General features: G+C 63.4%; 18 protein-coding genes. 16 read left to right on the top strand and 2 right to left on the bottom strand.

Translation table 11 applies throughout. The features are described from left to right. The first annotated feature begins 101 nt into the window (after positions 1–101). Both bamE and LU688_RS25415 read left to right on the top strand, forming a co-directional pair. A complete protein-coding gene (gene bamE, locus LU688_RS25420; RefSeq protein WP_011536093.1) occupies positions 102–356 on the top strand; it encodes an outer membrane protein assembly factor BamE domain-containing protein in 255 nt (84 codons plus the stop codon). After that, positions 353–925 (top strand): lipocalin family protein, encoded by a 573-nt coding sequence (locus LU688_RS25415; protein ID WP_160291131.1) that lies wholly within the window; start codon positions 353–355, stop codon positions 923–925. The genes bamE and LU688_RS25415 overlap by 4 nt, the downstream gene beginning before the upstream one ends. Positions 926–995: 70 nt before the next feature. On the opposite strand, the gene LU688_RS25410 is transcribed toward LU688_RS25415, so the two are convergent. Next, complete coding sequence (locus LU688_RS25410) at positions 996–2,360, bottom strand: formimidoylglutamate deiminase (RefSeq protein ID WP_104444788.1); 1,365 nt, start codon at positions 2,358–2,360, stop codon at positions 996–998. 144 nt (positions 2,361–2,504) lie between these two features. Here LU688_RS25410 and hutC point away from each other — a divergent pair, with 144 nt between their 5' ends. The 7 genes from hutC (at position 2,505) to hutG (ending at position 10,900) form a co-directional block, all read left to right on the top strand. Next, positions 2,505–3,215, top strand: a complete 711-nt coding sequence (gene hutC / locus LU688_RS25405) for a histidine utilization transcriptional repressor HutC (RefSeq protein WP_167335938.1) — start codon at positions 2,505–2,507, stop codon at positions 3,213–3,215. Beyond that, the gene (locus tag LU688_RS25400; protein ID WP_094011049.1) at positions 3,212–3,784 is read left to right on the top strand and encodes a HutD/Ves family protein; all 573 of its coding nucleotides are present in this window, start codon (positions 3,212–3,214) and stop codon (positions 3,782–3,784) included. The genes hutC and LU688_RS25400 overlap by 4 nt, the downstream gene beginning before the upstream one ends. A gap of 241 nt (positions 3,785–4,025) precedes the next feature. Then, the gene (gene hutU / locus LU688_RS25395; RefSeq protein ID WP_038706939.1) at positions 4,026–5,699 is read left to right on the top strand and encodes a urocanate hydratase; all 1,674 of its coding nucleotides are present in this window, start codon (positions 4,026–4,028) and stop codon (positions 5,697–5,699) included. Between the two features lie 85 nt (positions 5,700–5,784). Continuing rightward, complete coding sequence (gene hutH, locus LU688_RS25390) at positions 5,785–7,317, top strand: histidine ammonia-lyase (RefSeq protein WP_038706938.1); 1,533 nt, start codon at positions 5,785–5,787, stop codon at positions 7,315–7,317. A gap of 140 nt (positions 7,318–7,457) precedes the next feature. Beyond that, positions 7,458–8,861: an amino acid permease gene (locus LU688_RS25385; RefSeq protein ID WP_023632099.1), complete on the top strand. Its 1,404-nt coding sequence runs from the start codon at positions 7,458–7,460 to the stop codon at positions 8,859–8,861. Positions 8,862–8,880: 19 nt separating this feature from the next. Next, positions 8,881–10,086: an imidazolonepropionase gene (gene hutI, locus LU688_RS25380; protein ID WP_094011050.1), complete on the top strand. Its 1,206-nt coding sequence runs from the start codon at positions 8,881–8,883 to the stop codon at positions 10,084–10,086. Positions 10,087–10,096: 10 nt separating this feature from the next. Further along, the gene (hutG, locus tag LU688_RS25375) at positions 10,097–10,900 is read left to right on the top strand and encodes an N-formylglutamate deformylase (RefSeq protein WP_094011051.1); all 804 of its coding nucleotides are present in this window, start codon (positions 10,097–10,099) and stop codon (positions 10,898–10,900) included. A gap of 36 nt (positions 10,901–10,936) precedes the next feature. Here hutG and LU688_RS25370 read toward each other — a convergent pair whose 3' ends face one another. After that, positions 10,937–16,450: a dermonecrotic toxin domain-containing protein gene (locus tag LU688_RS25370; protein ID WP_232887956.1), complete on the bottom strand. Its 5,514-nt coding sequence runs from the start codon at positions 16,448–16,450 to the stop codon at positions 10,937–10,939. 220 nt (positions 16,451–16,670) lie between these two features. Here LU688_RS25370 and pip point away from each other — a divergent pair, with 220 nt between their 5' ends. From pip to LU688_RS25335, 7 genes are all read left to right on the top strand, one after another. Next, positions 16,671–17,642, top strand: coding sequence for a prolyl aminopeptidase (gene pip / locus LU688_RS25365; RefSeq protein WP_038706936.1), 972 nt, complete (start codon positions 16,671–16,673; stop codon positions 17,640–17,642). Beyond that, complete coding sequence (dtd, locus tag LU688_RS25360) at positions 17,639–18,076, top strand: D-aminoacyl-tRNA deacylase (RefSeq protein WP_023629093.1); 438 nt, start codon at positions 17,639–17,641, stop codon at positions 18,074–18,076. The genes pip and dtd overlap by 4 nt, the downstream gene beginning before the upstream one ends. 262 nt (positions 18,077–18,338) lie before the next feature. After that, entirely contained in the window at positions 18,339–20,075 is a 1,737-nt protein-coding gene (locus LU688_RS25355; RefSeq protein ID WP_081941296.1) for a glucan biosynthesis protein G, read from the top strand. Next, positions 20,068–22,635 carry a glucans biosynthesis glucosyltransferase MdoH gene (mdoH, locus tag LU688_RS25350; RefSeq protein WP_038706934.1) on the top strand — a complete coding sequence of 856 codons (2,568 nt, stop codon included), beginning with the start codon at positions 20,068–20,070 and terminating at the stop codon, positions 22,633–22,635. The genes LU688_RS25355 and mdoH overlap by 8 nt, the downstream gene beginning before the upstream one ends. 267 nt (positions 22,636–22,902) lie before the next feature. After that, the gene (locus LU688_RS25345) at positions 22,903–23,700 is read left to right on the top strand and encodes a transporter substrate-binding domain-containing protein (RefSeq protein WP_167335937.1); all 798 of its coding nucleotides are present in this window, start codon (positions 22,903–22,905) and stop codon (positions 23,698–23,700) included. A gap of 78 nt (positions 23,701–23,778) precedes the next feature. Continuing rightward, positions 23,779–24,741 (top strand): amino acid ABC transporter permease, encoded by a 963-nt coding sequence (locus LU688_RS25340; RefSeq protein WP_023631233.1) that lies wholly within the window; start codon positions 23,779–23,781, stop codon positions 24,739–24,741. Beyond that, complete coding sequence (locus LU688_RS25335; RefSeq protein ID WP_094011062.1) at positions 24,734–25,468, top strand: amino acid ABC transporter ATP-binding protein; 735 nt, start codon at positions 24,734–24,736, stop codon at positions 25,466–25,468. Before LU688_RS25340 ends, LU688_RS25335 begins: the two co-directional genes overlap by 8 nt. Positions 25,469–25,775: the final 307 nt, after the last annotated feature.

Here is a 25,775-nt window from a genome sequence, read left to right as displayed (position 1 = left end):
ACAACGAAACCTCGTCGGCCAGGGAACCGAGGAGCCTTTTTCCCTTCTAAGCTCCCTGCAGGCCCTCGCGCCTGTGTATCCATCTCCAGGAGTGTCCCTTCATGTCGTTGCGTTCCCTCGCCCTGTTGTCCTTGTGCGTCGTCCTGACCGCCTGCAGCAAGATCAACCAGGAAAACTATTCCAAGCTCAAGGCCGGCATGAACAAGGCCGAGGTCGAGCAGTTGCTCGGCACGCCCAAGGAGTGTTCCGGCGCGCTGGGCATGAGCAGCTGCACCTGGGGTGACGAGAAGAGCTTCATCAGCGTGCAGTACGCGGCGGACAAGGTCCTGATGTATTCCGGGCAGGGCCTCAAATGAGGCACCTGCACCTGCTGCTGGGCGTGTGCCTGGTGATGCTGCTGGGTGGCTGCGCCACCTCGGCCACCCACCCGCTGGCGCCGAAGACCGCAGGTGCGGTCGACCTCAAGCGTTACCAGGGCAAATGGTTCGAGCTGGCGCGCCTGCCAATGAAGTACCAGGACGGTTGCGCCCAGTCCGAGGCCCATTACAACCTCAAGCCCGATGGCACGGTCGGCGTGCTGAACCGTTGCCGTACCCTGGGTGATGAATGGCTGCGGGCCGAGGGCCATGCCACGCCGCAGCAGGCGGGGCACACCGACAAGCTGTGGGTGGAGTTCGACAATTGGTTCACCCGCCTGGTGCCCGGGGTGGCCAAGGGGGACTACTGGATCTTGTTCGTCGACGAGCGCTATCGCACGGCGATCGTCGGCAGCCCGGACCGCAAGTACCTGTGGATACTTTCGCGTACGCCCTCGTTGCCGGCGTGGGAGCGTGAGAACCTGCTGGCCAAGGCGCGGCAGCAGGGCTTTGATACCAGCCGCCTGATCTGGCGCACGCCCGACAAGAGCATCGTCGCCCGGCATTGAGGACGCCATCGCGCGTCAAACCCGCTCCCCACACGTACTCGTGGGAGCGGGCCCCGCGATGTTTCGACTGTCAGTCCAGCAACTGTCGCAGCACTTGTACAAACGCTGCCGCGCTTTGCTCCTCCTGTTCATGCCGCCCTTGGCGCACCACCCACTGCCCGTTGACCATCACATCGCGCACCTGGCGATCAGAACCCGCGAACAACCAGCGGTTGAGAATGGCATCGCCGTCGGCCACGGCCAGATACGGATCCTGCCCGTCGAGAACCAACCAGTCCGCCCGCTTGCCCACGGCCAGCTCGCCGATCGGCTGCCCCAGCGCCTGGGCACCGCCCAGCAGCGCGGCGTCGTACAAGGTTCGCCCAACCATCGGTTGATCGGCGCGATACAGGCGATTGCGCCGCTGGTCACGCAGGCGCTGGCCGTACTCAAGCCAGCGCAGTTCCTCGACCACGCTCAAGGACACATGGCTGTCCGAGCCGATACCCATCCGCCCGCCCTGGGCCAGGTAGTCCAACGCCGGGAAGATGCCGTCACCCAGGTTCGCCTCGGTGGTCAGGCACAGGCCTGCCACCGCGCCACTGCGGGCCATGGCGGCGACTTCGTCGCCTTCGGCGTGGGTGGCATGGACCAGGCACCAGCGCTGATCGACATCGACATGCTCGTACAGCCATTGCAGCGGACGGCGGCCGCTCCAGGCCAGGCAGTCATCGACTTCCTTCTGTTGCTCGGCAACGTGGATATGGATCGGGCAGGTTTTGTCGCTGGCACCGAGCACATCGGCGATCTGCTCCGGTGTCACGGCGCGCAGCGAGTGGAAGCACAGTCCCAGTGCCTGCGCCGGCTGTAGTGCCAGCAATGGCGCTAGCTGCTGTTGCAGGCGAAGGTATTGTTCGGTTGAGTTGATGAAGCGCCGTTGCCCGTCATTGGGCGCCTGGCCGCCGAAGCCGGCATGGCTGTACAAGACCGGCAGCAGCGTCAGGCCGATGCCGCTGGCGCCGGCGGCGGCGCTGATGCGGCGTGACAGCTCGGCGGGGTCGGCGTAGGCCTGGCCGTTCTGGTCATGGTGCACATAGTGGAACTCGGCCACCGAGGTGTAGCCGGCCTTGAGCATCTCGATATACAGCTGGCGCGCGATCACTTGCAGTTGTTCCGGCGTGATCCGGCCGACCAGGCGGTACATCAGCTCGCGCCAGGTCCAGAAGCTGTCGTTGGGATTGCCGGCCACTTCCGCCAGCCCCGCCATGGCCCGCTGGAATGCGTGCGAGTGCAGGTTGGGCATGCCCGGCAGCAGCGGCCCGGCCAGGCGCTCGGCGCCCTCGGCGTCGGCATCGGCCATGATCGCGGCCAGCCGACCGTCGGCGGCGACCTCCAGGCGGACATTGCGGGCCCAGCCCGAAGGGAGCAGGGCGCGTTCGGCGAAGTAGGCGGGCATCGGTGAAATCCTGTTATTGTTAACTTGTATATACATATACAGCCGTTTGCCTGCCGGGTAAACTCCGGCAAGCTACCGTTCACTCCAACCGCACAAGGATTCAACGCCGTGCCGACACTTCCTGTCTCCGCGCTGGTTGCCCAGATGGGCGAAGGGCCGGCGCCGCTCTACGCCCGGGTGAAACACATGATCATCCAGCAGATCGAGAGCGGCAGCTGGCCGCCTCATCACCGGGTGCCATCGGAAAGCGAACTGGTCAGCGAGCTGGGCTTCAGCCGCATGACCATCAACCGCGCCCTGCGCGAACTCACCGCCGAAGGCCTGCTGGTGCGCATGCAGGGCGTCGGCACCTTCGTCGCCGAACCCAAGAGCCGCTCGGCGCTGTTCGAGGTCAACAACATCGCCGACGAGATCGCCGGACGTGGCCACCAGCATAGCTGCCAGGTGATAAAGCTTGCCGAGGAAGCCGCCGGTTCCGAACGCGCCCTGGCCCTGGACATGCGCGAAGGCCAGCGGGTCTTCCACTCGCTGATCGTGCATTACGAAAATGGCGTGCCGGTGCAGATCGAGGATCGCTACGTCAACGCCGCCATCGCTCCGGACTACCTCAAGCAGGATTTCACCCGGCAGACGCCCTACGCCTACCTGTCGCAGGTGGCGCCGCTCACTGAAGGCGAGCACGTGGTCGAGGCGATCCTTGCCGAACCTGAAGAATGCAAGCTGCTGCAGATCGAGCGGGGCGAGCCGTGCCTGTTGATCCGTCGTCGCACCTGGTCGGGACGCCAGCCAGTCACCGCTGCGCGCCTGATCCACCCCGGTTCCCGTCACCGTCTGGAAGGACGATTCAGCAAATGACCCAGTTGCAGCTGTTGCGTGCCCAGGATTATCCGCGCATGCCCTGGAAAAACGGTGGCGGTTTCACCGAAGAAATCACCCGCGACGCAGGCGACAGCCTGGACGGTTTCGGCTGGCGCCTGTCGATCGCCGATATCGAGGAGTCCGGTGGTTTTTCCAGCTTCACCGGGTACCAGCGGATCATCACCGTGTTGCAGGGCGATGGCATGCGCCTGCTGGTCGATGGCCAAGCCAGCCGGCCGTTGCTGCCGTTCGACGCCTTCGCCTTCAATGGTGAAAGCCAGGTGAGCTGCAAGTTGTTGGGTGGGGCGATACGCGACTTCAACCTGATCTATGCGCCGCAGCGGTATCGGGCGCGGTTGCAGTGGTTCGATGGTTCGAATCGGTTGTTCAGCTCGGCTTCGACGCTATTGCTGTTTGCCGCCAGCACTCATGTCGAGGTGGGGCTGGCTGGGGAGGAGACGCAGCAGCTTGGGCGGTATGACTGCCTGCGTGTCGATGGCAATGAAGGGTTGCTGGAAGTGGATGTACAGGGGCGGTTCTGCCTGATCGAGCTGATTTCACACTGACCTGTCATCGTTGAAAGGGGCTGCTGTGCAGCCCATCGCTGGTAAGCCAGCTCCCACATGGGCCAAGTGAACCCTGTGGCAGCTGGCTTGCCAGCGATGGGACGCACAGCGGCCCCTTTTTCGTTTCTCCGAGGAATGGGCACTCTTTTTAGTTGCCTATGCTTGTACATACAAGTAAAGATGTGTTTGTATAGTCGCCACGACACACACATGCCGTCGGACGACCGCAGAGGACATCCCCGTGACTGACAACAACAAGTACCGTGACGTAGAAATCCGTGCCCCGCGTGGCAACAAGCTGACCGCCAAGAGCTGGCTCACCGAAGCTCCGCTGCGCATGCTGATGAACAACCTCGACCCACAGGTCGCCGAAAACCCGAAAGAGCTGGTGGTATACGGTGGCATCGGCCGCGCCGCGCGCAACTGGGAGTGCTACGACAAGATCGTCGAAACCCTGACCCGCCTGGAAGACGACGAAACCCTGCTGGTGCAGTCGGGCAAGCCGGTCGGCGTGTTCAAGACCCACAGCAACGCCCCGCGCGTGCTGATCGCCAACTCCAACCTGGTACCGCACTGGGCCAACTGGGAACACTTCAACGAACTGGACGCGAAAGGCCTGGCCATGTACGGCCAGATGACCGCTGGCAGCTGGATCTACATCGGTAGCCAGGGCATCGTCCAGGGCACCTATGAAACCTTCGTCGAGGCCGGCCGCCAGCACTACAACGGCAGCCTCAAAGGCAAGTGGGTATTGACCGCGGGCCTGGGCGGCATGGGCGGCGCCCAGCCACTGGCGGCAACACTTGCCGGCGCCTGCTCGCTGAACATCGAGTGCCAGCAAAGCCGCATCGACTTCCGCCTAGAGACCCGCTACGTCGACGAGCAGGCCACTGACCTGGACGACGCCCTGGCGCGCATCGCCAAGTACACCGCCGAAGGCAAGGCCATCTCCATCGCCCTGCACGGCAACGCCGCCGAGATTCTGCCTGAGCTGGTCAAGCGTGGCGTGCGCCCGGACATGGTCACCGACCAGACCAGCGCCCACGACCCGCTCAACGGCTACCTGCCGGCCGGCTGGACCTGGGAGCAGTACCGCGACCGCGCGGTGACCGACCCGGCAGGCGTGGTCAAGGCCGCGAAACAGTCGATGGCCGTACATGTACAAGCCATGCTCGACTTCCAGAAGCAGGGCATCCCGACCTTCGACTACGGCAACAACATCCGCCAGATGGCCAAGGAAGAGGGCGTGGCCAACGCCTTCGACTTCCCGGGCTTCGTCCCGGCGTACATCCGCCCGCTGTTCTGCCGCGGCGTCGGCCCGTTCCGCTGGGCCGCGCTCTCGGGCGATGCCGAAGACATCTACAAGACCGACGCCAAGGTCAAGGAACTGATCCCCGACGACGCCCACCTGCACCGCTGGCTGGACATGGCCCGCGAGCGCATCAGCTTCCAGGGCCTGCCGGCGCGCATCTGCTGGGTTGGCCTGGGCCTGCGCGCCAAGCTGGGCCTGGCGTTCAACGAGATGGTGCGCAGCGGTGAGCTGTCGGCGCCCGTCGTCATCGGCCGTGACCACCTGGACTCGGGCTCGGTATCCAGCCCCAACCGCGAAACCGAAGCCATGCGCGACGGCTCCGACGCGGTCTCCGATTGGCCGCTGCTCAACGCCCTGCTCAACACCGCAGGCGGCGCCACCTGGGTTTCGCTGCACCACGGCGGTGGCGTGGGCATGGGCTTCTCCCAGCATTCGGGCATGGTCATCGTCTGCGACGGTACCGATGAGGCCGCCGAGCGTATCGCCCGCGTACTGACCAACGACCCGGGCACCGGCGTGATGCGCCACGCCGACGCCGGCTACCAGATCGCCATCGACTGCGCCAAGGAGCAGGGCCTGGACCTGCCGATGATCACCGGCTGATCGCCGCGCTTTGGATCGCACCCTCCACGGGTGATACTGAACAATAAGAAGGGGGCCATGGCCCCCATGCGATTGGAGTAGCGAAGTGACCGAATTGACCCTCAAGCCCGGCACCCTGACCCTGGCCCAGCTGCGCGCCATCCACGCCGCGCCCGTGCGCCTGCAGCTCGATGCCAGCGCCGCGCCCGCCATCGACGCCAGCGTCGCCTGCGTCGAGCAGATCATCGCCGAAGACCGTACCGCCTACGGCATCAACACCGGTTTCGGCCTGCTGGCCTCGACCCGCATCGCCAGCCACGACCTGGAAAACCTGCAGCGCTCGCTGGTGCTGTCCCACGCCGCCGGTATCGGCGCGCCGCTGGACGACGACCTGGTGCGGCTGATCATGGTGCTCAAGATCAACAGCCTCAGCCGTGGCTTCTCTGGCATCCGCCGCAAAGTCATCGATGCGCTGATCGGCCTGGTCAACGCCGAAGTCTATCCGCACATCCCGCTGAAAGGTTCGGTCGGCGCCTCCGGCGACCTGGCGCCGCTGGCGCACATGTCGCTGGTGCTGCTGGGCGAAGGCAAGGCCCGTTACAAGGGCCAATGGTTGCCGGCCACCGAAGCCCTGGCCGTCGCCGGCCTGGAGCCACTGACCCTGGCCGCGAAAGAGGGCCTGGCCCTGCTCAACGGCACCCAGGCCTCCACCGCCTATGCCCTGCGTGGCCTGTTCCAGGCCGAAGACCTGTACGCCGCGGCCATCGCCTGTGGCGGTCTGAGCGTCGAGGCGGCGCTGGGTTCGCGCTCGCCGTTCGATGCGCGCATCCATGAAGTGCGCGGCCAGCGTGGCCAGATCGATACCGCCGCCTGCTTCCGCGACCTGCTGGGCGATTCCAGCGAAGTCTCGCTGTCGCACAAGAACTGCGACAAGGTGCAGGATCCGTACTCCCTGCGCTGCCAGCCGCAAGTCATGGGCGCCTGCCTGACCCAGATCCGCCAGGCCGCCGAGGTGCTGGGCATCGAAGCCAACGCCGTGTCGGACAACCCTCTGGTGTTCGCCGCCGAGGGCGACGTGATCTCCGGTGGCAACTTCCACGCAGAACCCGTGGCCATGGCTGCCGACAACCTGGCCCTGGCCATCGCCGAGATCGGCTCGCTGAGCGAGCGCCGCATCTCGCTGATGATGGACAAGCACATGTCCCAGCTGCCGCCGTTCCTGGTGGAAAACGGTGGTGTGAACTCCGGCTTCATGATCGCCCAGGTCACCGCTGCCGCCCTGGCCAGCGAGAACAAGGCACTGTCGCACCCGCACAGCGTCGACAGCCTGCCGACTTCGGCCAACCAGGAAGACCATGTGTCGATGGCCCCGGCCGCCGGCAAGCGCCTGTGGGAAATGGCCGAGAACACCCGTGGCGTGCTGGCCATCGAATGGCTGGGCGCCTGCCAGGGCCTGGACCTGCGCAAGGGCCTGAAGACCTCGGTCAAGCTGGAACTGGCGCGCCAGGCGCTGCGTCGCGAAGTGCCGCACTATGACCGCGACCGTTTCTTCTCGCCGGATATCGAGGCGGCTGCCGCGTTGCTGGCCAAAGGCACGCTGACCGGGCTGCTGCCGGTGGGCGTCCTGCCAAGCCTGTAACGCCCTCGGGGCCGCTTTGCGGCCCATCGCCGGCAAGCCGGCTCCCACAACTGCTTGTGTGGGAGCCGGCTTGCCGGCGATTGGGCTGCGCAGCAGACCCCATCCCGATATCACGACCAGAACAACAATAAGGACGTGACATGCAACAAGCTCAAGGTCTCAAGCGCGGGCTATCGGCCCGGCACATCCGTTTCATGGCGCTCGGTTCGGCAATCGGTACCGGGCTTTTCTACGGTTCGGCCTCGGCCATCCAGATGGCTGGCCCGGCCGTGCTGCTGGCCTACCTGATCGGCGGCGCCGCGGTGTTCATGGTCATGCGTGCCCTCGGCGAAATGGCCGTGCACAATCCGGTGTCCGGCTCCTTCGGCCACTACGCCAGCACCTACCTCGGCCCCATGGCCGGCTTCATCCTCGGCTGGACCTACGCCTTCGAGATGGTCATCGTCGCCATCGCCGATGTCACGGCCTTCGGGATCTACATGGGTTTCTGGTTCCCCGAAGTGGCACGCTGGATCTGGGTGCTGGGTATTGTCTTCCTGATCGGTGGCCTGAACCTGTGCAACGTGCGGGTGTTCGGCGAGATGGAGTTCTGGCTGTCGCTGCTCAAGGTCGGGGCCATCGTCGCGATGATCCTCGCAGGTCTCGGCATCATGGCCTTCGGCTTCAGCCAGGTGGGCAGCGGGCACGCCGTCGGGGTGAGCAACCTGTTCGAACATGGCGGCTTCATGCCCAATGGCGTCAGTGGCCTGATCGCCTCATTCGCGGTGGTGATGTTCGCCTTCGGCGGCATCGAGATCATCGGCGTCACCGCAGGTGAAGCGAAAGACCCGCAACGGGTGATCCCGAAAGCGATCAACGCCGTGCCGCTGCGCATCCTGCTGTTCTACGTGCTGACCCTGTTCGTGCTGATGTGCCTGTACCCCTGGCCGCAGATCGGCAGCCAGGGCAGCCCGTTTGTGCAGATATTCAGCAACCTGGGGATTGGCTCGGCGGCGGCGGTGCTTAACATCGTGGTGATTTCGGCAGCCATTTCCGCGATCAACAGCGACATCTTCGGCGCTGGCCGGATGATGTACGGCCTGTCCCAGCACGGCCAGGCGCCGCGTGGCTTTGGCAAGCTGTCCAGGCACGGCGTGCCGTGGATGACCGTGGTGGTGATGGGCGCGGCGTTGCTGGTGGGCGTGCTGCTCAACTACCTGATTCCGGAGAACGTGTTCCTGCTGATCGCTTCGATCGCCACCTTCGCCACTGTGTGGGTGTGGCTGATGATCCTGGTCACCCAGGTGGCCATGCGTCGCAGCATGAGCCGCGAAGAAGTCGCCCAGCTCAAGTTCCCCGTGCCGTTCTGGCCCTATGGTCCGGCGATGGCCATTGCTTTCATGCTGTTCATCTTCGGTGTGCTGGGTTACTTCCCGGATACCCAGGCGGCATTGATCGTCGGCGTTATCTGGGTCGTGTTCCTGGTCGCTTCCTACCTGCTGTGGTGCAAGCCGCGCGCAGGTGACGGCGAGCCGGTCCGTGAACCTGCCGAGCTGCACCGTTGAGTCTTACAAGGAGATCCTGATGAGAACCCTCTGGCAGCACTGCCATGCGGCAACCATGGCCGAGGGCCGCTACTCGATCATCGAGGATGCGGCGATCGTCACCAGCGCCGGCCTGATCGAATGGATCGGCCCACGTGACGAGGTGCCGCCAGTGGCGGCCGATCGCATCGTCGACCTCGGCGGTGCCTGGGTTACCCCGGGGTTGATCGACTGCCACACCCACGCGGTGTTCGGCGGCAACCGCAGCGGCGAGTTCGAGCAGCGCCTGCAAGGCGTCAGCTATGCCGAGATCGCCGCTCAGGGCGGCGGCATCGCCAGCACCGTGCGAGCTACCCGTGCCGCCAGCGAGGACGAACTGCTGGTGAGTGCCCGTCAGCGCGTCCAGACGCTGATGCGCGACGGTGTGACCACGATCGAGATCAAGTCCGGTTACGGCCTGGACCTCGAGAGCGAGCGCAAGATGTTGCGTGTCGCCCGGCGCCTGGGTGAGGAACTGCCCGTGACCGTGCGCAGCACCTGCCTGGCGGCCCATGCCCTGCCGCCGGAATTTGCGGGGCGGGCCGACGACTACATCGCCCATATCTGCGACGTCATGCTCCCGGCATTGGCTGCCGAGGGCCTGGTGGACGCGGTGGATGCGTTCTGTGAACACCTGGCGTTCTCCCCAGCCCAGGTCGAGCGGGTATTCATCAAGGCTCGTGAGTTGGGACTGCCGGTGAAACTGCACGCCGAGCAACTGTCGTCGCTGCACGGTTCGAGCCTGGCGGCGCGTTACCACGCTCTGTCGGCCGATCACCTGGAGTTCATGACCGAAGAAGACGCCATCGCTATGGCCGAGGCCGGCACGGTGGCGGTGCTGCTGCCGGGGGCGTTCTACTTCCTGCGCGAAACCCAGCTTCCGCCGATGGATGCCCTGCGCCAGCACGGCGTGAAGATCGCCCTGGCCAGCGACCTCAATCCCGGTACCTCGCCGGGGCTGTCGCTGCGCCTGATGTTGAACATGGGCTGCACCTGTTTCCGCATGACCCCCGAGGAAGCTTTGGCCGGTGTCACCGTGCACGCCGCCACGGCGCTGGGCCTGGGCGATAGCCATGGTTCGCTGGAAGAGGGCAAGGTCGCGGACTTCATCGCCTGGCAGATCGAACGCCCCGCCGACCTCAGCTACTGGCTCGGCGGCGACCTGCCCAAGCGCGTGGTGCGCCTGGGCCATGAGATATCCAATTGAGCGAGGGCATATGGACAAAGTATTGAGTTTTCATCAGGGCCGTCTGCCGCTGCTGATCAGCATGCCCCACGCCGGGCTGGGCCTGACCGATGCGGTGCGCGACGGCCTGGTGGACCAGGCGCGCAGCCTGCCGGACACCGACTGGCACATCCCGCGCCTGTATGACTTCGCCCGCGACTTGGGCGCCAGCGTGGTGACGGCGGAGTATTCGCGTTTCGTCATCGACCTCAACCGGCCGGATGACGACAAGCCACTGTATGCCGGTGCCACCACCGGTCTGTACCCGGCCACGCTGTTCGAGGGAGAGCCGCTGTTCAAGGACGGGCTGGAACCGACTGGCGAGCAGCGCAAACAGTACCTGGAGCAGATCTGGCGCCCTTACCACGACACCATTCGCAACGAGTTGGAGCGTCTGCGCGAGCACTTCGGCTACGCCCTGTTGTGGGATGCCCACTCGATCCGCTCGCTGATCCCGCACCTGTTCGACGGCAAGCTGCCGGACTTCAACCTGGGCACCTTCAACGGTGCAAGTTGCGACCCGGAGCTGGCTCAACGGCTGGAGGGGGTATGCGCTGCGGCGCAGGGCTATAGCCATGTGCTCAATGGTCGCTTCAAGGGTGGGCACATCACCCGCCACTATGGCGACCCGTCCAACCACATTCACGCGGTGCAGCTGGAACTGGCGCAGAGTACCTACATGGAGGAACACGCGCCGTACCTTTATCGACAGGACTTGGCGCAGCCCACGCAGGCTGTCCTGCGCGCATTGCTGCAGGCCTTGTTGGACTGGGGCCGCGCGCGCTACGTCCAATAGGCTGAAAGTGCCCCTGCCTGGGGCACTGAACATTGGTCAGTCGTGCGTGAAGTAAGGCCGCGTCAGTGTCTGAAGCAACTCCCGCTCTTCCTGTTCTTTGTCCTCCATCAGCCCCTGTTGCAGCGCCAGCTCTTCCTGCAACGGCAGGTCCAAAGCGCTCAGCTCCTGCACGCGCCTACCGAAACGTTGGTTGATCCTCCCGAACCGGTCGGTGTACTCGGCGCGCAGGCGCTCGGTCCAATAGCGGTTTGCCAGCAGATACTGCATGAACGAATCGCCGCTTTCTCTTCCCCTGACCTGCTCCAGCACGCTTGCCAGTTCACCTTGCGCAAGCTGGGCAGCGCTTCGAAAGCGCATGCTGTCAGCGATTGGCAAGTCCAGTTCGGCGGCGAGCTCGCGGCGGTATGCCAGGCGTACCGAAACATGGTCGCCAGGAGTGGTGCGTTGGCTGGCAAGTACTTCGAGCTGCCCCATGCGGTACAACTGGCGCAGGCGTCGGAACAGCGTCTGCAATGTGTCACCAGCATCGGTCAGCACTCGGCTGTTCATGACATAGATTTCGATGTTGTTGAACGCCTGGAGCGCACCGTCGTGGCAGGTCTGAGAGTCGTTTATCGGGTCGGGCAATGCTTCTGCGGCAATCACGCTCATGGTGGGCCTCAACTCGTCGTGAGTCGCCGCAGTCACCAACATCAGACGCACGCGCTCGCAGAAGTCGGCTTGCGAGCTCATGTCCACATAGGGCGCGGCGTTGCGCAAACGCCCAGCCAGGCGCAGCAGGTTGTTACCGTCCTCCAACCGTTGCAGCGTCTCCCAGCAATTGTGCAGGGCTTCGTTCTGCGCTTCGGTGCCAAGCGCCCATAGTTCGACTCTTGGGGTGTCGTCACCGGCGAGGGGAAAGTGCGGGTGGTCGGTCAGCGACCCTTCACTCGTGCTATCGGTAAGCATCAGGTTGTCAGGGTCAAGGGCAAAGGTGAAGCTGTGCTGGCTCTCCGAGTAAGCGCGCAGGCGCGTCAGGGTATCGAGTGCCAACGGGTTGTCAAACAACGCAATCGATGAGATAGGCATCCGGTTTTCGAGGTTGTTAAGCACGAAATCCGGTAATTGCGAAATGTTGTTGTTGCTCAAGTCCAGCAGTTCCAATGGCAACAAGCGTTCACACCAGGCTGGCCAGGTTTGCAATCCCATGTTGCTCAGCGTCAACGAAGTGAGGCTCGTGGCCAGGCGTGCAGGTACCTCGGTGATGGCCCCCATTCGATTACCGGAGAGGTCCAGGGAAGTGAGGTTGTGCAGTCGACCGAATGCCTGGAGCATATTCTGGTCAATTTCCAGCCCCATGCCACGAAATTCCAAATGAACCAATCGCGGCAGGTGCGCAAGGGCCGAGGCGAGCGTCTGCGTGGCGGCCACGTGTGCGTCGATGGTCAGGCGGGTTATGTGGGGGAAGTGCCTGAGTAGCTCGCCGAGCTGCTCACTGGAGCCGCTTACCCGGCTGAGCGTCAACGCGTTCACGTGTTCGCTGAAAAATGACGGCAGCCTGCGCGGAAAATTTTCAATGGCCACATCCGCGAGCTGTAATCGCAGATAGCGCAAGCCCCGTTCCTGGTTTTCCCAGAACTGGCGGATCGCGCTGGCGATGCGCTGGCGGTCTTCCAGCATGGCCTGTGTCAAAGGCTGGTTCGAGCTTGACGCTTGCGCCCAGCCATCGATGGCGTCGCGCAGTTGGTCCCGCTCCCGACGGACTCGATCCAGCCGTTGGGTGAGTTCAGGCGATCGGTCGACATGGATGCGCGACGTCATCCCGCTTTCATTCAGCAGCAAGCGCTGCAGGTGGTCTTCGTTTATATCATTGCCCTCCAGCGAGAGCATTGTACCGCCGAGGGCGAGCTCGGGTTGGTCGAGGAGGAATGTCGGAAGCGACCTCAGGTTGTTGTTGCGTAGCGAAACATGCGCAATTCGCCCCAGCGCGTCGCCGCCCAGCCCGATGGGCCATTGGCTGATTTGCATGTCATCCAGGCCGAGATAATCCAGCGATAGCTGATGTAGGCTTGGGCTGTCGCGCTGGGCAAACCGGTTGCCACTCAGATCCAGACGGCGCAGCTCGGGCAGACTGGACAGTTCTGCCATGTGCATCGCACTGAGCGGGATGTTCTGATTGGTGAAAGTCAGCACTCGCAAGCCAGGCAGGTGCTGGCTGATCGTGCCGATACTGTAGAGGAAGGACGAGGGTGCCGCCCGCAATTCGAAGGGCCGGGTGATCACCAGTTCCTCGAGCTGCGGCATCTGCCGCAGCAGGCGTTGCAGCAGACGCTCATGCTGAGCCCAGCCTGAATTGTTGTCTGCTGCCGAACCGATCAAGCGCAGCCGGCGCACACGCGAGGTGAAGTGTGCGGGCAAATTCATCGGAATGTCGGCCAGGCGCACGTGGTTCAGGCTTAGCTGCGCAGCGTGTTGGTTGCTCTCCTCAAGCGCGCTGTCGTACCAGTGCTGGATGATTTCGGTGCGCACATTGGCGTGCTCCAAGGCTTCCTGATCTGAGCCTGAAAAGATCCCCTCGTACCATTCGTCCAGCCTGCTCTGGAGTTCAAGGCGCTGTTCCAGCAACTGTTGAAGGTGATCGAGGACTTGCACTTGAGTGCGGCCGGTACTGGTAATCATCATCAATATCTGCTCTGTGGACCTGCGCGTGTGTTCAGGCAGGCCGGTCGCCGCGATCGCATCGAGCAGCGCCTGGCGGCTGACACCCGTGGCCGCGGCACCGCCACTCAGCGGGTAACCAACGCGGCCATCGGCGAGGCGCATGGGGGAGCGATAGCCTGGCTTCACGGGGCGCATGCCGAGCACCTGGCGTAGTGGCGCGCGGGGCAGGGCATTTTGTTGCAGCAACCGGCGCAACGCGGCTTCGTCGCTGACAGCCAGCTGCACCATGACCTGGGGCAGAGCCTCGAACAGGGCACCGTATAGGTTGGTCAGGGGCCTCATCGGTCTACCCGCCAGCGGCGCGGCATGGACGATGTAACCCGCATGCGCGCACGTGACGGTAGCACGCAATGAGGCGTCCATCGGGCCGACGCTCGCGTGTTGGCTTGGCCAGAATCGGTATTGGCGCAGTTCCAGGTAGGTATCTGCAGGCCATTGGGGCAGTTGTTGCAAGGTGTGGATGATCAGCCGGTCTATGTCCCAGCTCCGCACGCAGTTCAGGTACAGACCTTCGTAGGCGCGTGTCAGGCGAATCTGTTGCTGGTATGCGCGAACTTCCTCGGCCAGACGCAGGGGGACCTTGCCAGCATTGAGCAGTTGCCGCTCCTCGACGCTGGCGTTGCGAACCAGTTCCTCGCCGACTGCGGGCGGCAGTTGCGGGAATACCCGCCGGATGACCTCGGTGCCTGGCTGCCGAGTAGTCGGAAGACCATCATAGGCTCTGGTGAATTCGCCAAATCGGGCGCTGCTGATGGCGCGGTGACCAACTGTCTCGTCCAGCCTGAAGCGCTGCATCGTGTCTTCCAGCAAGGCAGGAAGCCGTTGATTCTTGACCAGGGTCCGGCGCAGTTCGCCTTCGTCAATGTCAGTGATGGCAAGCATGCTGCGTAACGTCGACTCGTCGAAATGCGCGTTCAAGTGGCCAATCCGGCGCAGCAAGGTGGTCCCACTCCAAGTCGTGGGTTGATCGACGACATGCAGCCAGGCGCCAGCACCGTTATGTAGAACCGGCGGCGCGTAGCGCTGGGGCCCGAGCGGGTGTTGTACACGGTAGTCAGCGGTTGCCGATGCGTGTTCGACGATGTAGCGATCGCCCATCGTATCCAGCCAGAGCTTGCCCTGGTGATGCCTGAGGCCCAATGCATCTGGTTCCAGATGGTCGGGCAGGGCATCGCTGCGCCGATAGGGTGTTAGGTCTGGTTTCCAGAGGCGTACCTGGCCATCGGGCATTTCCACGTCCTGCAGTTCCTCGATGAAGGACGGTGTCAGCACAGCAATACGTTCTCGCTCGGGCGCGTGTCTCTCTACACCCTCTGAAGCAGCGGGCGCCCCGGCGCCTGAACTGTTCAGTGCCTTGGTTGCTGTGGCAAGGGCGGCCATCAATGCCACATTTTCGATGACATCGACCAGATAGCCGTAGGCAATGTCGCGTTCGTCGTTCTTCCAGGCGTCGATACCGTCGTACACCTCGAAGGCCAACTGGGTCAGGCTAAGGAGAAGCATCGCCTCCCCAAGCCCTGGTACGAAGAAACCGGCGATGTTCAAGCCGGTCAGCACGCGTCCGAAGACCAGCTTGCGATGGGCCAGGGCGGTGCGCCGGTCGACAATTTCGGTGGGAACGGCGTGGTACAGCGCATCCATCTCGTGACGCTCGGCCTTCTGGAGCGCCATCATCTCCTGAAACCCATGTTTGAACGGTCGGGTGTATGGGTATAGTGCCGCCTGTGGGGCAGACACGCGTTCGTAGAGGCCACGGCTGCTCCATCCGAACGGGGTCAGGCGGCCTGCGAGGCGGCTTTGTACCGAGGCTTTGTCGCGTTCGGCGATGTGTTTGTCCAGGTAGCCGGCGTTGGCCCGCAGTCGTTCGCCCAGCTCGCTGAACAGCGCGTCCAGGGTGGCGAACGCCTTGAGCGGCGTCTCATCATCTTCGGGAATATACAGCGCTTGGCACTTCTGCCCATTTGTTTGCCGAGTGATGAGCAGGACGCCGGTCAGTTCGGCTTCCCAGAGGGACATCGTACTGAAGGTGATGCTTGCAGTTGCCTTCGCAGCGGTGTCCAGGCACTGCGCAAGCGCGCTCTCATAAAAGTCACGGTCGATATCGCCCTTGAGGCGAGCAAAGTGCAGAGACTGTCTGAATGCGGAGACTTCGGCGTTGCCCAAGGTTCGATACACATCCAGTGCCTGCTCATCGGCGCTGCGCCTGGGCGTGGCGGCGGGGTAGTAGATGGCATGCACCAGGTCATGGTATCTGGCGCCGATATCCAAGGTGCGGCACAGGTCGGCGAAGGCTTCGGCGGTGAAGTCTATCTGGTTGGTGATGGGTACGGTGCCCATGAAGCGGCGGTGATCGACGATGACGGACTTTTTCAACGGGGCAGCGGGCGCGTCCATGCCATGCTCTTGCGCAGCGCCAGCGTCGAAATTGTGCAATGCGCAGTGCAGCAGCGAGCGGGTTGCCCTGTCGACTGCCTGGCGACCATCAATGGCTGAGGACGTGTCGATCAGGCGGGCGTCGATCAGATAGGTCTTGTCGACGTCGAGCTCCAGGCCGAAGCGATTTTTGATCCCGTCTGCCAGTATCTTCCTGGCGTAGGTTTCCAGTTCGGGAAGTCCTTCGAACAATCTCTGGACGCCGGCCTGGTGTCGTCGATGGCGAGCATGTTCATCCTGCCACGCCTTGGCAGCATCTGGTTGTTGCCGGACGGCAGCGGCCAGCCAGTCGGGCCCTCGCTGCCAGTTTTGCAGACCTGCGCGCGTCGCTGGCGTGCTCTCCTTGAGCCAGGTGGGTATTGCCTGCTCGATTGTCGTGTAGTGACGGCCGGGTGAGGTGCTTGCGGTTGCTGGCATGTCTTGCTCCTTTGCCGGGTAGGTGGGAGCAACGGACTATGGGCAGGATGCCTGGCGCGCAAGCTGTAGGTATGTAGGCCGCAGATACCTTACCTGGCCCAGCGGCTTGTGGGCACCGGTCCATGCAGTCGGAGTGCCGATTTGCCATAGATACATGCTCAAAGCGTCATTCAGGTTTATGATGGCCCACGGCTGAACCAAACCTCACACGGAGTGCGCGATGCAGACCCTCTACCCGCAGATCAAACCCTACGCCCGGCACGATCTGGCCGTGGAAGCGCCGCATGTGCTGTACGTCGATGAAAGCGGCTCGCCGGAAGGTCTGCCCGTGGTGTTCATCCACGGCGGCCCGGGCGCCGGTTGCGATGCCCAGAGCCGTTGCTACTTCGACCCCAATCTGTATCGGATCATCACCTTCGACCAACGCGGCTGTGGCCGCTCCACGCCGCATGCGAGCCTGGAGAACAACACCACCTGGCACCTTGTCGAGGACTTGGAGCGCATCCGTGAACACCTTGGCATCGACAAGTGGGTACTGTTCGGCGGATCGTGGGGCTCCACCCTGGCCCTGGCCTATGCCCAGACCCATCCCGAGCGCGTGCATGGGCTGATCCTGCGCGGGATTTTCCTGTGCCGCCCGCAGGAGATCAGCTGGTTCTACCAGGAAGGCGCCAGCCGTCTCTTCCCCGATTACTGGCAGGATTACATCGCACCGATACCACCGGAAGAGCGTGGCGACCTGGTCAAGGCTTTCCACAAGCGCCTGACCGGCAACGACCAGATCGCCCAGATGCACGCCGCCAAGGCCTGGTCCACCTGGGAAGGCCGCACGGCCACCCTGCGGCCGAACCCCTTGGTGGTCGACCGCTTCTCTGAACCCCAGCGTGCTCTGTCCATCGCTCGTATCGAATGTCATTACTTCACCCACAACGCGTTCCTCGAACCTGACCAGCTGATCCGCGACATGCCGAAGATCGCTCATCTGCCGGCAGTAATCGTGCATGGCCGATACGATGTGATCTGCCCGCTGGACAACGCCTGGGCGCTGCACCAGGCCTGGCCGAACAGTGAACTGAAGGTGATCCGCGACGCCGGTCACGCCGCCTCCGAGCCGGGCATCACCGACGCCTTGGTGCGCGCCGCCGACCAGATGGCGCGACGCCTGCTCGACCTGCCCCTGGAAGAGGCATGAAAGGGCTGATCCAGCGTGTGCGCGGCGCACGGGTGGAGGTGGCGGGCGAGATCGTCGGGGCCATCGACCAAGGGTTGCTGGCGCTGGTGGCGGTCGAGCCAGGCGATTCGCCCGAGCATGCCGACAAACTGCTGCACAAGCTGCTGAACTACCGAGTGTTCAGCGACGAGCAGGGCAAGATGAACCGCTCGCTCAAGGATGTCGGCGGTGGCCTGTTGCTGGTGTCACAGTTCACCCTGGCCGCCGACACCCGCAACGGCATGCGCCCGAGCTTCTCGACAGCAGCGCCACCGGCCCTTGGCGCTGCGCTTTTCGACTATCTTTTGAATCAGGCACAAGCTCAGCACCCGCAGGTGGCCAGTGGTCGCTTCGGCGCTGACATGCAGGTGCATTTGGTCAATGATGGCCCGGTAACATTTATGTTACAAATATGAGGTCAAAAAACCCCTTGTTTGGCGAAAACAAGGGGTTTTGTACGATAAATAGTTTGTTCAGCCTGATGCGTTGTAACGCGACCTGCTGGATAATCGCGCGCTGCATGAACCTGCGTTCGCAGGTTCGTTTCACTTTGACTCGAGCATTGTCAGGATCCGTTTGGGGAATCATTACGCCCTCACGGGGTCCGAACAGTGCTCGCCAACCCGGCATTTGTCGCTGGCCGTTGGTTTCATGATCTGTTTTCGGCGAGGATTGCTCGTGATTGTAAGCCCCTGTATTGCACCTAGAATCCCCGGTACCCGGCTGCGCAAGGCACTGTTGGCCGGCGTGGCGCTGGTCGGCCTGATGAGCGCGGGCCAGCTGTGGGCATTCAATCTGGACGATGTTGCAGCCAAGGCAAAGGATCTGGCCGGTCAGAAGTTCGAGGCGCCGAAGAGCAACCTGCCGCCGGTGTTCCGCGACATGAAGTACGCCGACTACCAGAAGATCCGCTTCCTGCAGGAAAAGGCCGAGTGGGCCAAGGACAAGACGCCGTTCAAGCTGTCCTTCTATCACCAGGGCATGCATTTCGACACGCCGGTGACCATCAACGAGATCACCGCCAACAAGGTCAGGGAAATCAAGTACGATCCGAGCCGCTTCGAGTTCGGTGACGTGCCCCATGACGCCGACGCCACCAAGAACCTCGGCTATGCCGGTTTCCGTGTGCTCTACCCGATCAACAAGGCCGACAAGCAGGACGAGATCATGACCCTGCTTGGCGCCAGCTATTTCCGCGTGGTCGGCAAGGGCCACCGCTATGGCCTGTCAGCCCGTGGCCTGGCCATCGACACCGCACTGCCGTCGGGCGAGGAATTCCCGCGCTTCCGCGAATTCTGGATCGAGAAGCCCAAGCCGAACGACAAGCACCTGGTGATCTATGCACTGCTCGACTCGCCGCGCTCCACTGGTGCCTACAAGCTGACCCTGCGTCCGGGCGAGGACACCCTGGTCGACGTCAAGTCGCGCGTCTACCTGCGTGAAAACGTCAGCCGCCTGGGCATCGCCCCGCTGACCAGCATGTACCTGTTCGGCCCCAACCAGCCGTCGAAGATCATGAACTACCGCCCAGCGCTGCATGATTCCGAAGGTCTGGCCATCCACGCCGCCAACGGCGAGTGGCTGTGGCGCCCGTTGAACAACCCGAAACACCTGGCTGTCAGCAACTTCAGCGTAGAGAATCCCCGTGGTTTCGGCCTTCTGCAGCGCCAGCGCGCCTTCAGTGACTATGAAGATCTCGACGACGAGTACGAGAAGCGTCCGAGTGCCTGGATCGAGCCGAAAGGCGACTGGGGCAAGGGCACTGTAGATCTGGTCGAGATTCCGACCGCCGATGAGACCAACGACAACATCGTGGCCTTCTGGAGCCCTGAAAAGCTGCCTGAGCCAGGCAAGCCGTTCGAATACGACTACCGCCTGCGCTGGACCATCAAGGAAGACCAACTGCACTCGCAGGAGCTGGGCTGGGTGAAGCAGACCTTGCGCTCGGCTGGTGACGTCAAGCAGTCCAACCTGATCCGCCAGACTGACGGCAGCGTTGCCCTGCTGGTCGATTTCATCGGCCCGAACCTCGCGGCATTGCCGGCGGACACCGCCGTGCGCAGCCAGGTCAGCGTCGGCGACAACGCCGAAGTGGTCGAGAACAATCTGCGTTACAACCCGGAAACCAAAGGCTGGCGCCTGACCCTGCGCCTGAAGGTGCAGGATCCGAAGAAGTCCACCGAGATGCGCGCCGCGCTGCTGCGTGACGTGCCGGTCGAGCAACCGAAGCCCGCCAAGGAAACCAAGCAGGACAAGGCCGCGGCCAAGCACGCCCACGCCAAGGCTGAGAAAGCCAAGGCCGAGCAGGCTGCCGAGCAACCCGCCGCCGACGCGGCATCCACCAACGGGGCCCCGGCCACCACCGAGAAGGTGCTGACCGAGACCTGGAGCTATCAGTTGCCTGCCGATGAGTAACTCAAGCGCAAGGCCGGAATCGCTTGGCGAATACCTGGCCCACCTCCCCCTGAGCGACGAGCAACGCGCGGAACTCGCCCGTTGCACTTCGTTCAGCGAGCTGCACCAACGCCTGGCGGCCAACCCGGCCGCCGCCACCGCCGAGGCCGTCCAGGCTTCGGTGGGGGCCCGTCTTACCGTAGGCAGCGCCGCCGAACTGGAAGAGGCCGAGATGCTCGGCGTCGATGGCAGCGGCCGCCTGTGCCTGAAGATCGCCCCTCCGATCAAACGCACCAAGGTCGTGCCCGAGCCGTGGCGCACCAACGTGCTGATCCGCATGTGGCGGCGCATGACCGGCCGCACCAACGCCCCACAGCCGCCCAAGCGCGAACTGCCGCCGGCACGCTGGCGCACGGTCGGCTCGATTCGCCGCTATATCCTGCTCACCCTGATGATCGGCCAGACCATCGTTGCCGGCTGGTACATGAAGGGCATCCTGCCGTACCAGGGCTGGTCGTTCGTCGACCTCGACGAAGTCATCCACCAGCCGTTGTGGGACACCGTGGTGCAGGTCTGGCCATATGCGCTGCAGACGTCCATTCTGATCCTTTTCGGTATCCTGTTCTGCTGGGTGTCGGCGGGCTTCTGGACCGCACTGATGGGCTTCCTCGAGCTGCTCACCGGGCGTGACAAGTACCGCATCTCCGGCAGCAGCGCCGGCAACGAGCCGATTCCCGCCGAGGCGCGTACCGCGCTGGTGATGCCGATCTGCAACGAAGACGTGCCACGGGTGTTCGCAGGCCTGCGGGCGACCTTCGAGTCGGTGGCCGCCAGCGGCAACCTTGATCGTTTCGACTTCTTCGTGCTCAGCGATACCAACGACACCGATATCGCCGTGGCCGAACAACAGGCCTGGCTGGACGTGTGTCGCGAGACCAAGGGCTTTGGCCGCATCTTCTATCGTCGTCGCCGGCGCCGGGTGAAGCGCAAGAGCGGCAACCTCGACGACTTCTGCCGTCGCTGGGGGGGCGATTACAAGTACATGGTCGTGCTCGACGCCGACAGCGTCATGAGCGGCGAGTGCCTGAGCAGCCTGGTGCGCCTGATGGAGGCCAACCCGGATGCCGGCATCATCCAGACCGGGCCGAAAGCCTCGGGCATGGATACCCTCTATGCGCGCATGCAGCAGTTCGCCACCCGCGTGTACGGCCCGCTGTTCACCGCCGGCCTGCACTTCTGGCAGCTGGGCGAGTCGCACTATTGGGGCCATAACGCGATCATCCGCATGAAGCCGTTCATCGAGCACTGCGCCTTGGCGCCGTTGCCGGGCAAGGGCGCGTTTGCTGGTGCTATCCTTTCCCACGACTTCGTCGAAGCCGCGTTGATGCGCCGTGCCGGCTGGGGCGTGTGGATCGCCTATGACCTGCCGGGCAGCTACGAAGAGCTGCCGCCAAACCTGCTCGACGAGCTCAAGCGCGACCGTCGCTGGTGCCACGGCAACCTGATGAACTTCCGCCTGTTCCTGGTCAAGGGCATGCACCCGGTGCACCGCGCGGTGTTCCTCACCGGGGTGATGTCGTACCTGTCGGCGCCGTTGTGGTTCCTGTTCCTGGTGCTGTCGACCGCGCTGCTGGCGACCAACACCTTGATGGAGCCGCAATACTTCATCGAGCCGTTCCAGCTCTACCCGCTGTGGCCGCAGTGGCACCCGGAGAAGGCCATCGCGCTGTTCTCCACCACCATCGTGCTGCTGTTCCTGCCCAAGCTGCTCAGCGTCATCCTGATCTGGGCCAAGGGCGCGACCGAGTTCGGCGGGCGTATCAAGGTCACCTTGTCGATGCTGATGGAGATGCTGTTCTCCATGTTGCTGGCACCGGTGCGGATGATCTTCCACACCCGTTTCGTGCTGGCCGCGTTCCTCGGTTGGGCCGCGACCTGGAACTCGCCGCAGCGTGACGATGACTCGACTCCGTGGAGCGAGGCGGTACGTCGCCATGGTCCGCAGACCCTGCTGGGCATCGCCTGGGCCGGCCTGGTGGCCTGGTTGAACCCGAGCTTCCTGTGGTGGCTGGCGCCGATCGTCGGCTCGCTGGTGCTGTCGATCCCGGTCTCGGTGATCTCCAGCCGCACCCGCCTGGGCCTGGCGGCCAAGGACGAGAAGCTGTTCCTCATCCCCGAGGAATATGCGACGCCGCAGGAGCTGCTGGCCACCGACCAGTACACCCACGAGAACCGCTGGCATGCCCTGCACGACGGCTTCGTCCGGGCCGTGGTCGATCCGCGCCAGAACGCCCTGGCCTGTGCCATGGCCACGGCACGTCATGGCCAGGCGGCGCCGATCGAGGCGCTGCGCGTTGAGCGTGTGGCCAAGGCGCTGGAGGTTGGGCCGCAGGGCCTGGACCTGAACACCCGTCTGGCGCTGCTCAGCGACCCGGTGGCGCTGTCGCGCCTGCACGAGCAGGTATGGGCCGGGCACAACACGGCGTGGATCGATGTATGGCGCGCTTCCATCGCCAACGACCCGCACTCGCCGCTGCTGCCGTTGCATCCGGAGAACGTGGTCCAGCCAGCACTGGCATGATCGCGTCGCACCGATAATCGCGGGGCAGGCCGGGCCGCCGCATCGCCGCTCCCACGCCGTATCAGCGCTGCGTGGGAGCGGCGATGCGGCGGCCTGACTTGCCCCGCGATTGTTTTACCCTCATCGATTTTTGGCCAACAAAGTCCCCACCGGCTCTAGGTCCCGGCCTTCGCATGCGTTAGCATCCGTCCCGACATTACGCATCGGTCTGTAGGACCGTGCTTACAAAAAAAATCTGCGTACTTCTTGCTAGGGGACTTGGTGATGATGAAGAAATACCTGTCGCGGCTGCTGGTAGGTGCGACCGCCCTGATCGCGGTAGCCACCGCCCAGGCCGGCGCCATCGATGACGCGGTCAAGCGCGGCACCCTGCGTGTGGGCATGGACCCGACCTACATGCCGTTTGAAATGACCAACAAGCGTGGCGAGATCATCGGCTTCGAGGTCGACATCCTCAAGGCCATGGCCAAGTCCATGGGCGTAAAGCTGGAGATGGTCTCCACCGCCTACGACGGCATCATTCCGGCACTGATGACCGACAAGTTCGACTTCATCGGCAGTGGCATGACCCTGACCCAGGAGCGCAACCTGCGCCTGAACTTCAGCGAGCCCTTCATCGTCGTCGGCCAGACCCTGCTGATCCGCAAGGAGCTGGCGGGCGAGATCAAGTCGTACAAGGACCTGAATAACGAGAAGTACCGTCTCACTTCCAAGCTCGGCACCACTGGCGAGATGGTCGCTAAGAAGCTGATCGGCAAGGCCAAGTACCACGGCTACGACAACGAGCAGGAAGGGGTGATGGATGTAGTCAACGGCAAGGCCGACGCCTTCGTCTACGACTCGCCCTACAACGTGGTGGCCGTGGAGAAGGCCGGCGCTGGCAAGCTGGTGTTCCTGGAAGAGCCCTTCACCTACGAGCCGCTGGCCTTCGGCCTGAAGAAGGGCGACTACGACAGCATCAACTACATCAACAACTTCCTGCACCAGATCAAGCATGACGGGACCTACGATCGTATCCACGACAAGTGGTTCAAGAACAAGGACTGGCTGAAGGAAATGGAATAAGGCCTGGGCCAAAAAACCAAGCGCTGACCTCGACGCGCAGGCGAACCCTGCGCGTTCGCATTTACGGAAGTACCCCACGTGATCAAACACAAGAAAGCACAGTGGCCGTGGCACGGGCTGACCGCGCTGGTCCTGGTGGGCCTGGCGATCAGCTTGTACCTGGCCACCTCGATGATTTCCTACGAGTGGCGCTGGAACCGCGTTCCGCAATACTTCGCCTACAAGGCCGAGGAAACCCAGCGTGCCGCCAACCCTGGCACGGTCGAGGAAATCGTGGTCTCCGGCGACAACGCCCGGGTCACCCTGAAGAGCGAGAGCGGCGACACCCAGTTCGTCGAAGTGGCCAAGGACAGCATGCTGCTGGCCCGTGGCGACGACGTCGCCGAGGGCGATGCCATCGGCGTCACCCGCCACTGGGCCGCTGGGCCTTTGGCCTGGGGCCTTTGGACCACGCTGTGGATCTCGGTCATATCCGGCGCCCTGGGCCTGGTTATCGGCCTGTTCGCCGGGCTCTGCCGGCTGTCGAGCAACCCCACCCTGCGTGACCTGTCCACGGTCTATGTCGAACTGGTGCGCGGCACGCCGCTGCTGGTACAGATCTTCATCTTCTACTTCTTCATCGGCACCGTGCTCAATCTGTCCCGGGAGTTTGCCGGGGTAGCGGCGTTGGCACTGTTCACTGGCGCCTACGTGGCCGAGATCGTCCGTGCCGGGGTGCAGTCGATCGCCAAGGGCCAGAACGAGGCGGCTCGCTCGCTCGGCCTGAATGGCGCGCAGTCCATGCGCCACGTGATCCTGCCCCAGGCGTTCAAACGCGTACTGCCGCCGCTGGCGGGGCAGTTCATCAGCCTGGTCAAGGACACTTCGCTGGTGTCGGTGATCGCCATCACCGAGCTGACCAAGAGCGGTCGCGAGGCCATCACCACCTCGTTCTCTACCTTCGAGATCTGGTTCTGCGTGGCGGGGCTGTACTTGCTGATCAACCTGCCGCTGTCGCACATTGCCAGCCGGCTCGAGCGGAGGCTTGCGCAAAGTGATTGAAGTCCGTGACCTGCTTAAAGTCTTCGACACCCGCGGCCAAGTGGTGCGTGCGGTGGACAACGTCACCACCCAGGTCGCCAAGGGCGAAGTGGTGGTGGTGCTGGGCCCGTCCGGTTCGGGCAAGTCCACCTTCCTGCGTTGCTTGAACGGCCTGGAGCATTTCGACCAGGGCCATGTGTCCATCAATGGCGTGCAGCTGGACGACCCTAAGACCGATATCAACGCCTACCGCCGTGAAGTCGGCATGGTATTCCAGCACTTCAACCTGTTCCCGCACATGACTGTGCTGGAGAACCTGTGCTTGGCGCAGAAAGTGGTACGCAAGCGCAACAAGGCCGATCGTGAAGCCAAGGCCCGGGCGTTGCTGGAAAAGGTCGGTATCGCCCAGAAGGCCAACGAGTACCCGTCGCGCCTCTCAGGTGGCCAGCAGCAGCGGGTAGCCATCGCCCGCGCCCTGGCGATGGATCCGAAGGTGATGTTGTTCGACGAACCGACCTCGGCGCTCGACCCGGAGATGGTCGGGGAGGTGCTGGATGTGATGAAGACCCTGGCCCAGGAAGGCATGACCATGGTCTGCGTGACGCACGAGATGGGCTTTGCCCGGGAAGTGGCGGATCGGGTGTTGTTCTTCGATCACGGCAAGCTGTTGGAAGATTCGCCGCCAAAGGCGTTCTTCGATGCGCCGAAGGACCCTCGGGCCCAGGCGTTCTTGCGGCAAGTTTTGTGAGGATGTTGAGGCCTGCGTAATTCGTGGGTGAAATATATCTGATCAAACTGTTCAGGCCTCTTGCCATATATTGGTGAGAGGCCTGGTTGTCGAAATACCTCTAGCCTCCAATCAAAGAACGCTCTCTCTTGATCTTGATCTTGATCTGCTTTTGCTTCTAGGTGCGCGATAGTTCAGGCGACACAAATTGCGACTTCAGGAGGCCGAACGGAGGTCTTGCGGAGGGAGGTGACGGGCATGGATGCCCGTCAAGCGCTGCGCCCCAGGATGGGGCGTTCAGCGCGGTCCTCCCGGGAGCAAGGCCGGA

It is taken from the genome of Pseudomonas soli, from assembly GCF_021283165.2.
Lineage (GTDB): Bacteria > Pseudomonadota > Gammaproteobacteria > Pseudomonadales > Pseudomonadaceae > Aquipseudomonas > Aquipseudomonas soli.
The sequence above is the reverse complement of the archived record's forward strand: the minus strand, read 5'-3'. Positions and strand labels throughout refer to the sequence as shown.

Coding starts and splice junctions, on each gene's coding strand:
- LU688_RS25400 (WP_094011049.1), top strand. CDS start 3,212: ATGACCCAGTTGCAGCTGTTGCGTGCCCAGGATTATCCGCGCATGCCC.
- LU688_RS25370 (WP_232887956.1), bottom strand. CDS start 16,450: ATGCCAGCAACCGCAAGCACCTCACCCGGCCGTCACTACACGACAATC.
- dtd (WP_023629093.1), top strand. CDS start 17,639: ATGAAAGGGCTGATCCAGCGTGTGCGCGGCGCACGGGTGGAGGTGGCG.
- mdoH (WP_038706934.1), top strand. CDS start 20,068: ATGAGTAACTCAAGCGCAAGGCCGGAATCGCTTGGCGAATACCTGGCC.
- bamE (WP_011536093.1), top strand. CDS start 102: ATGTCGTTGCGTTCCCTCGCCCTGTTGTCCTTGTGCGTCGTCCTGACC.
- hutC (WP_167335938.1), top strand. CDS start 2,505: ATGGGCGAAGGGCCGGCGCCGCTCTACGCCCGGGTGAAACACATGATC.
- hutG (WP_094011051.1), top strand. CDS start 10,097: ATGGACAAAGTATTGAGTTTTCATCAGGGCCGTCTGCCGCTGCTGATC.
- LU688_RS25410 (WP_104444788.1), bottom strand. CDS start 2,360: ATGCCCGCCTACTTCGCCGAACGCGCCCTGCTCCCTTCGGGCTGGGCC.
- LU688_RS25345 (WP_167335937.1), top strand. CDS start 22,903: ATGAAGAAATACCTGTCGCGGCTGCTGGTAGGTGCGACCGCCCTGATC.
- LU688_RS25415 (WP_160291131.1), top strand. CDS start 353: ATGAGGCACCTGCACCTGCTGCTGGGCGTGTGCCTGGTGATGCTGCTG.
- pip (WP_038706936.1), top strand. CDS start 16,671: ATGCAGACCCTCTACCCGCAGATCAAACCCTACGCCCGGCACGATCTG.
- hutI (WP_094011050.1), top strand. CDS start 8,881: ATGAGAACCCTCTGGCAGCACTGCCATGCGGCAACCATGGCCGAGGGC.
- LU688_RS25385 (WP_023632099.1), top strand. CDS start 7,458: ATGCAACAAGCTCAAGGTCTCAAGCGCGGGCTATCGGCCCGGCACATC.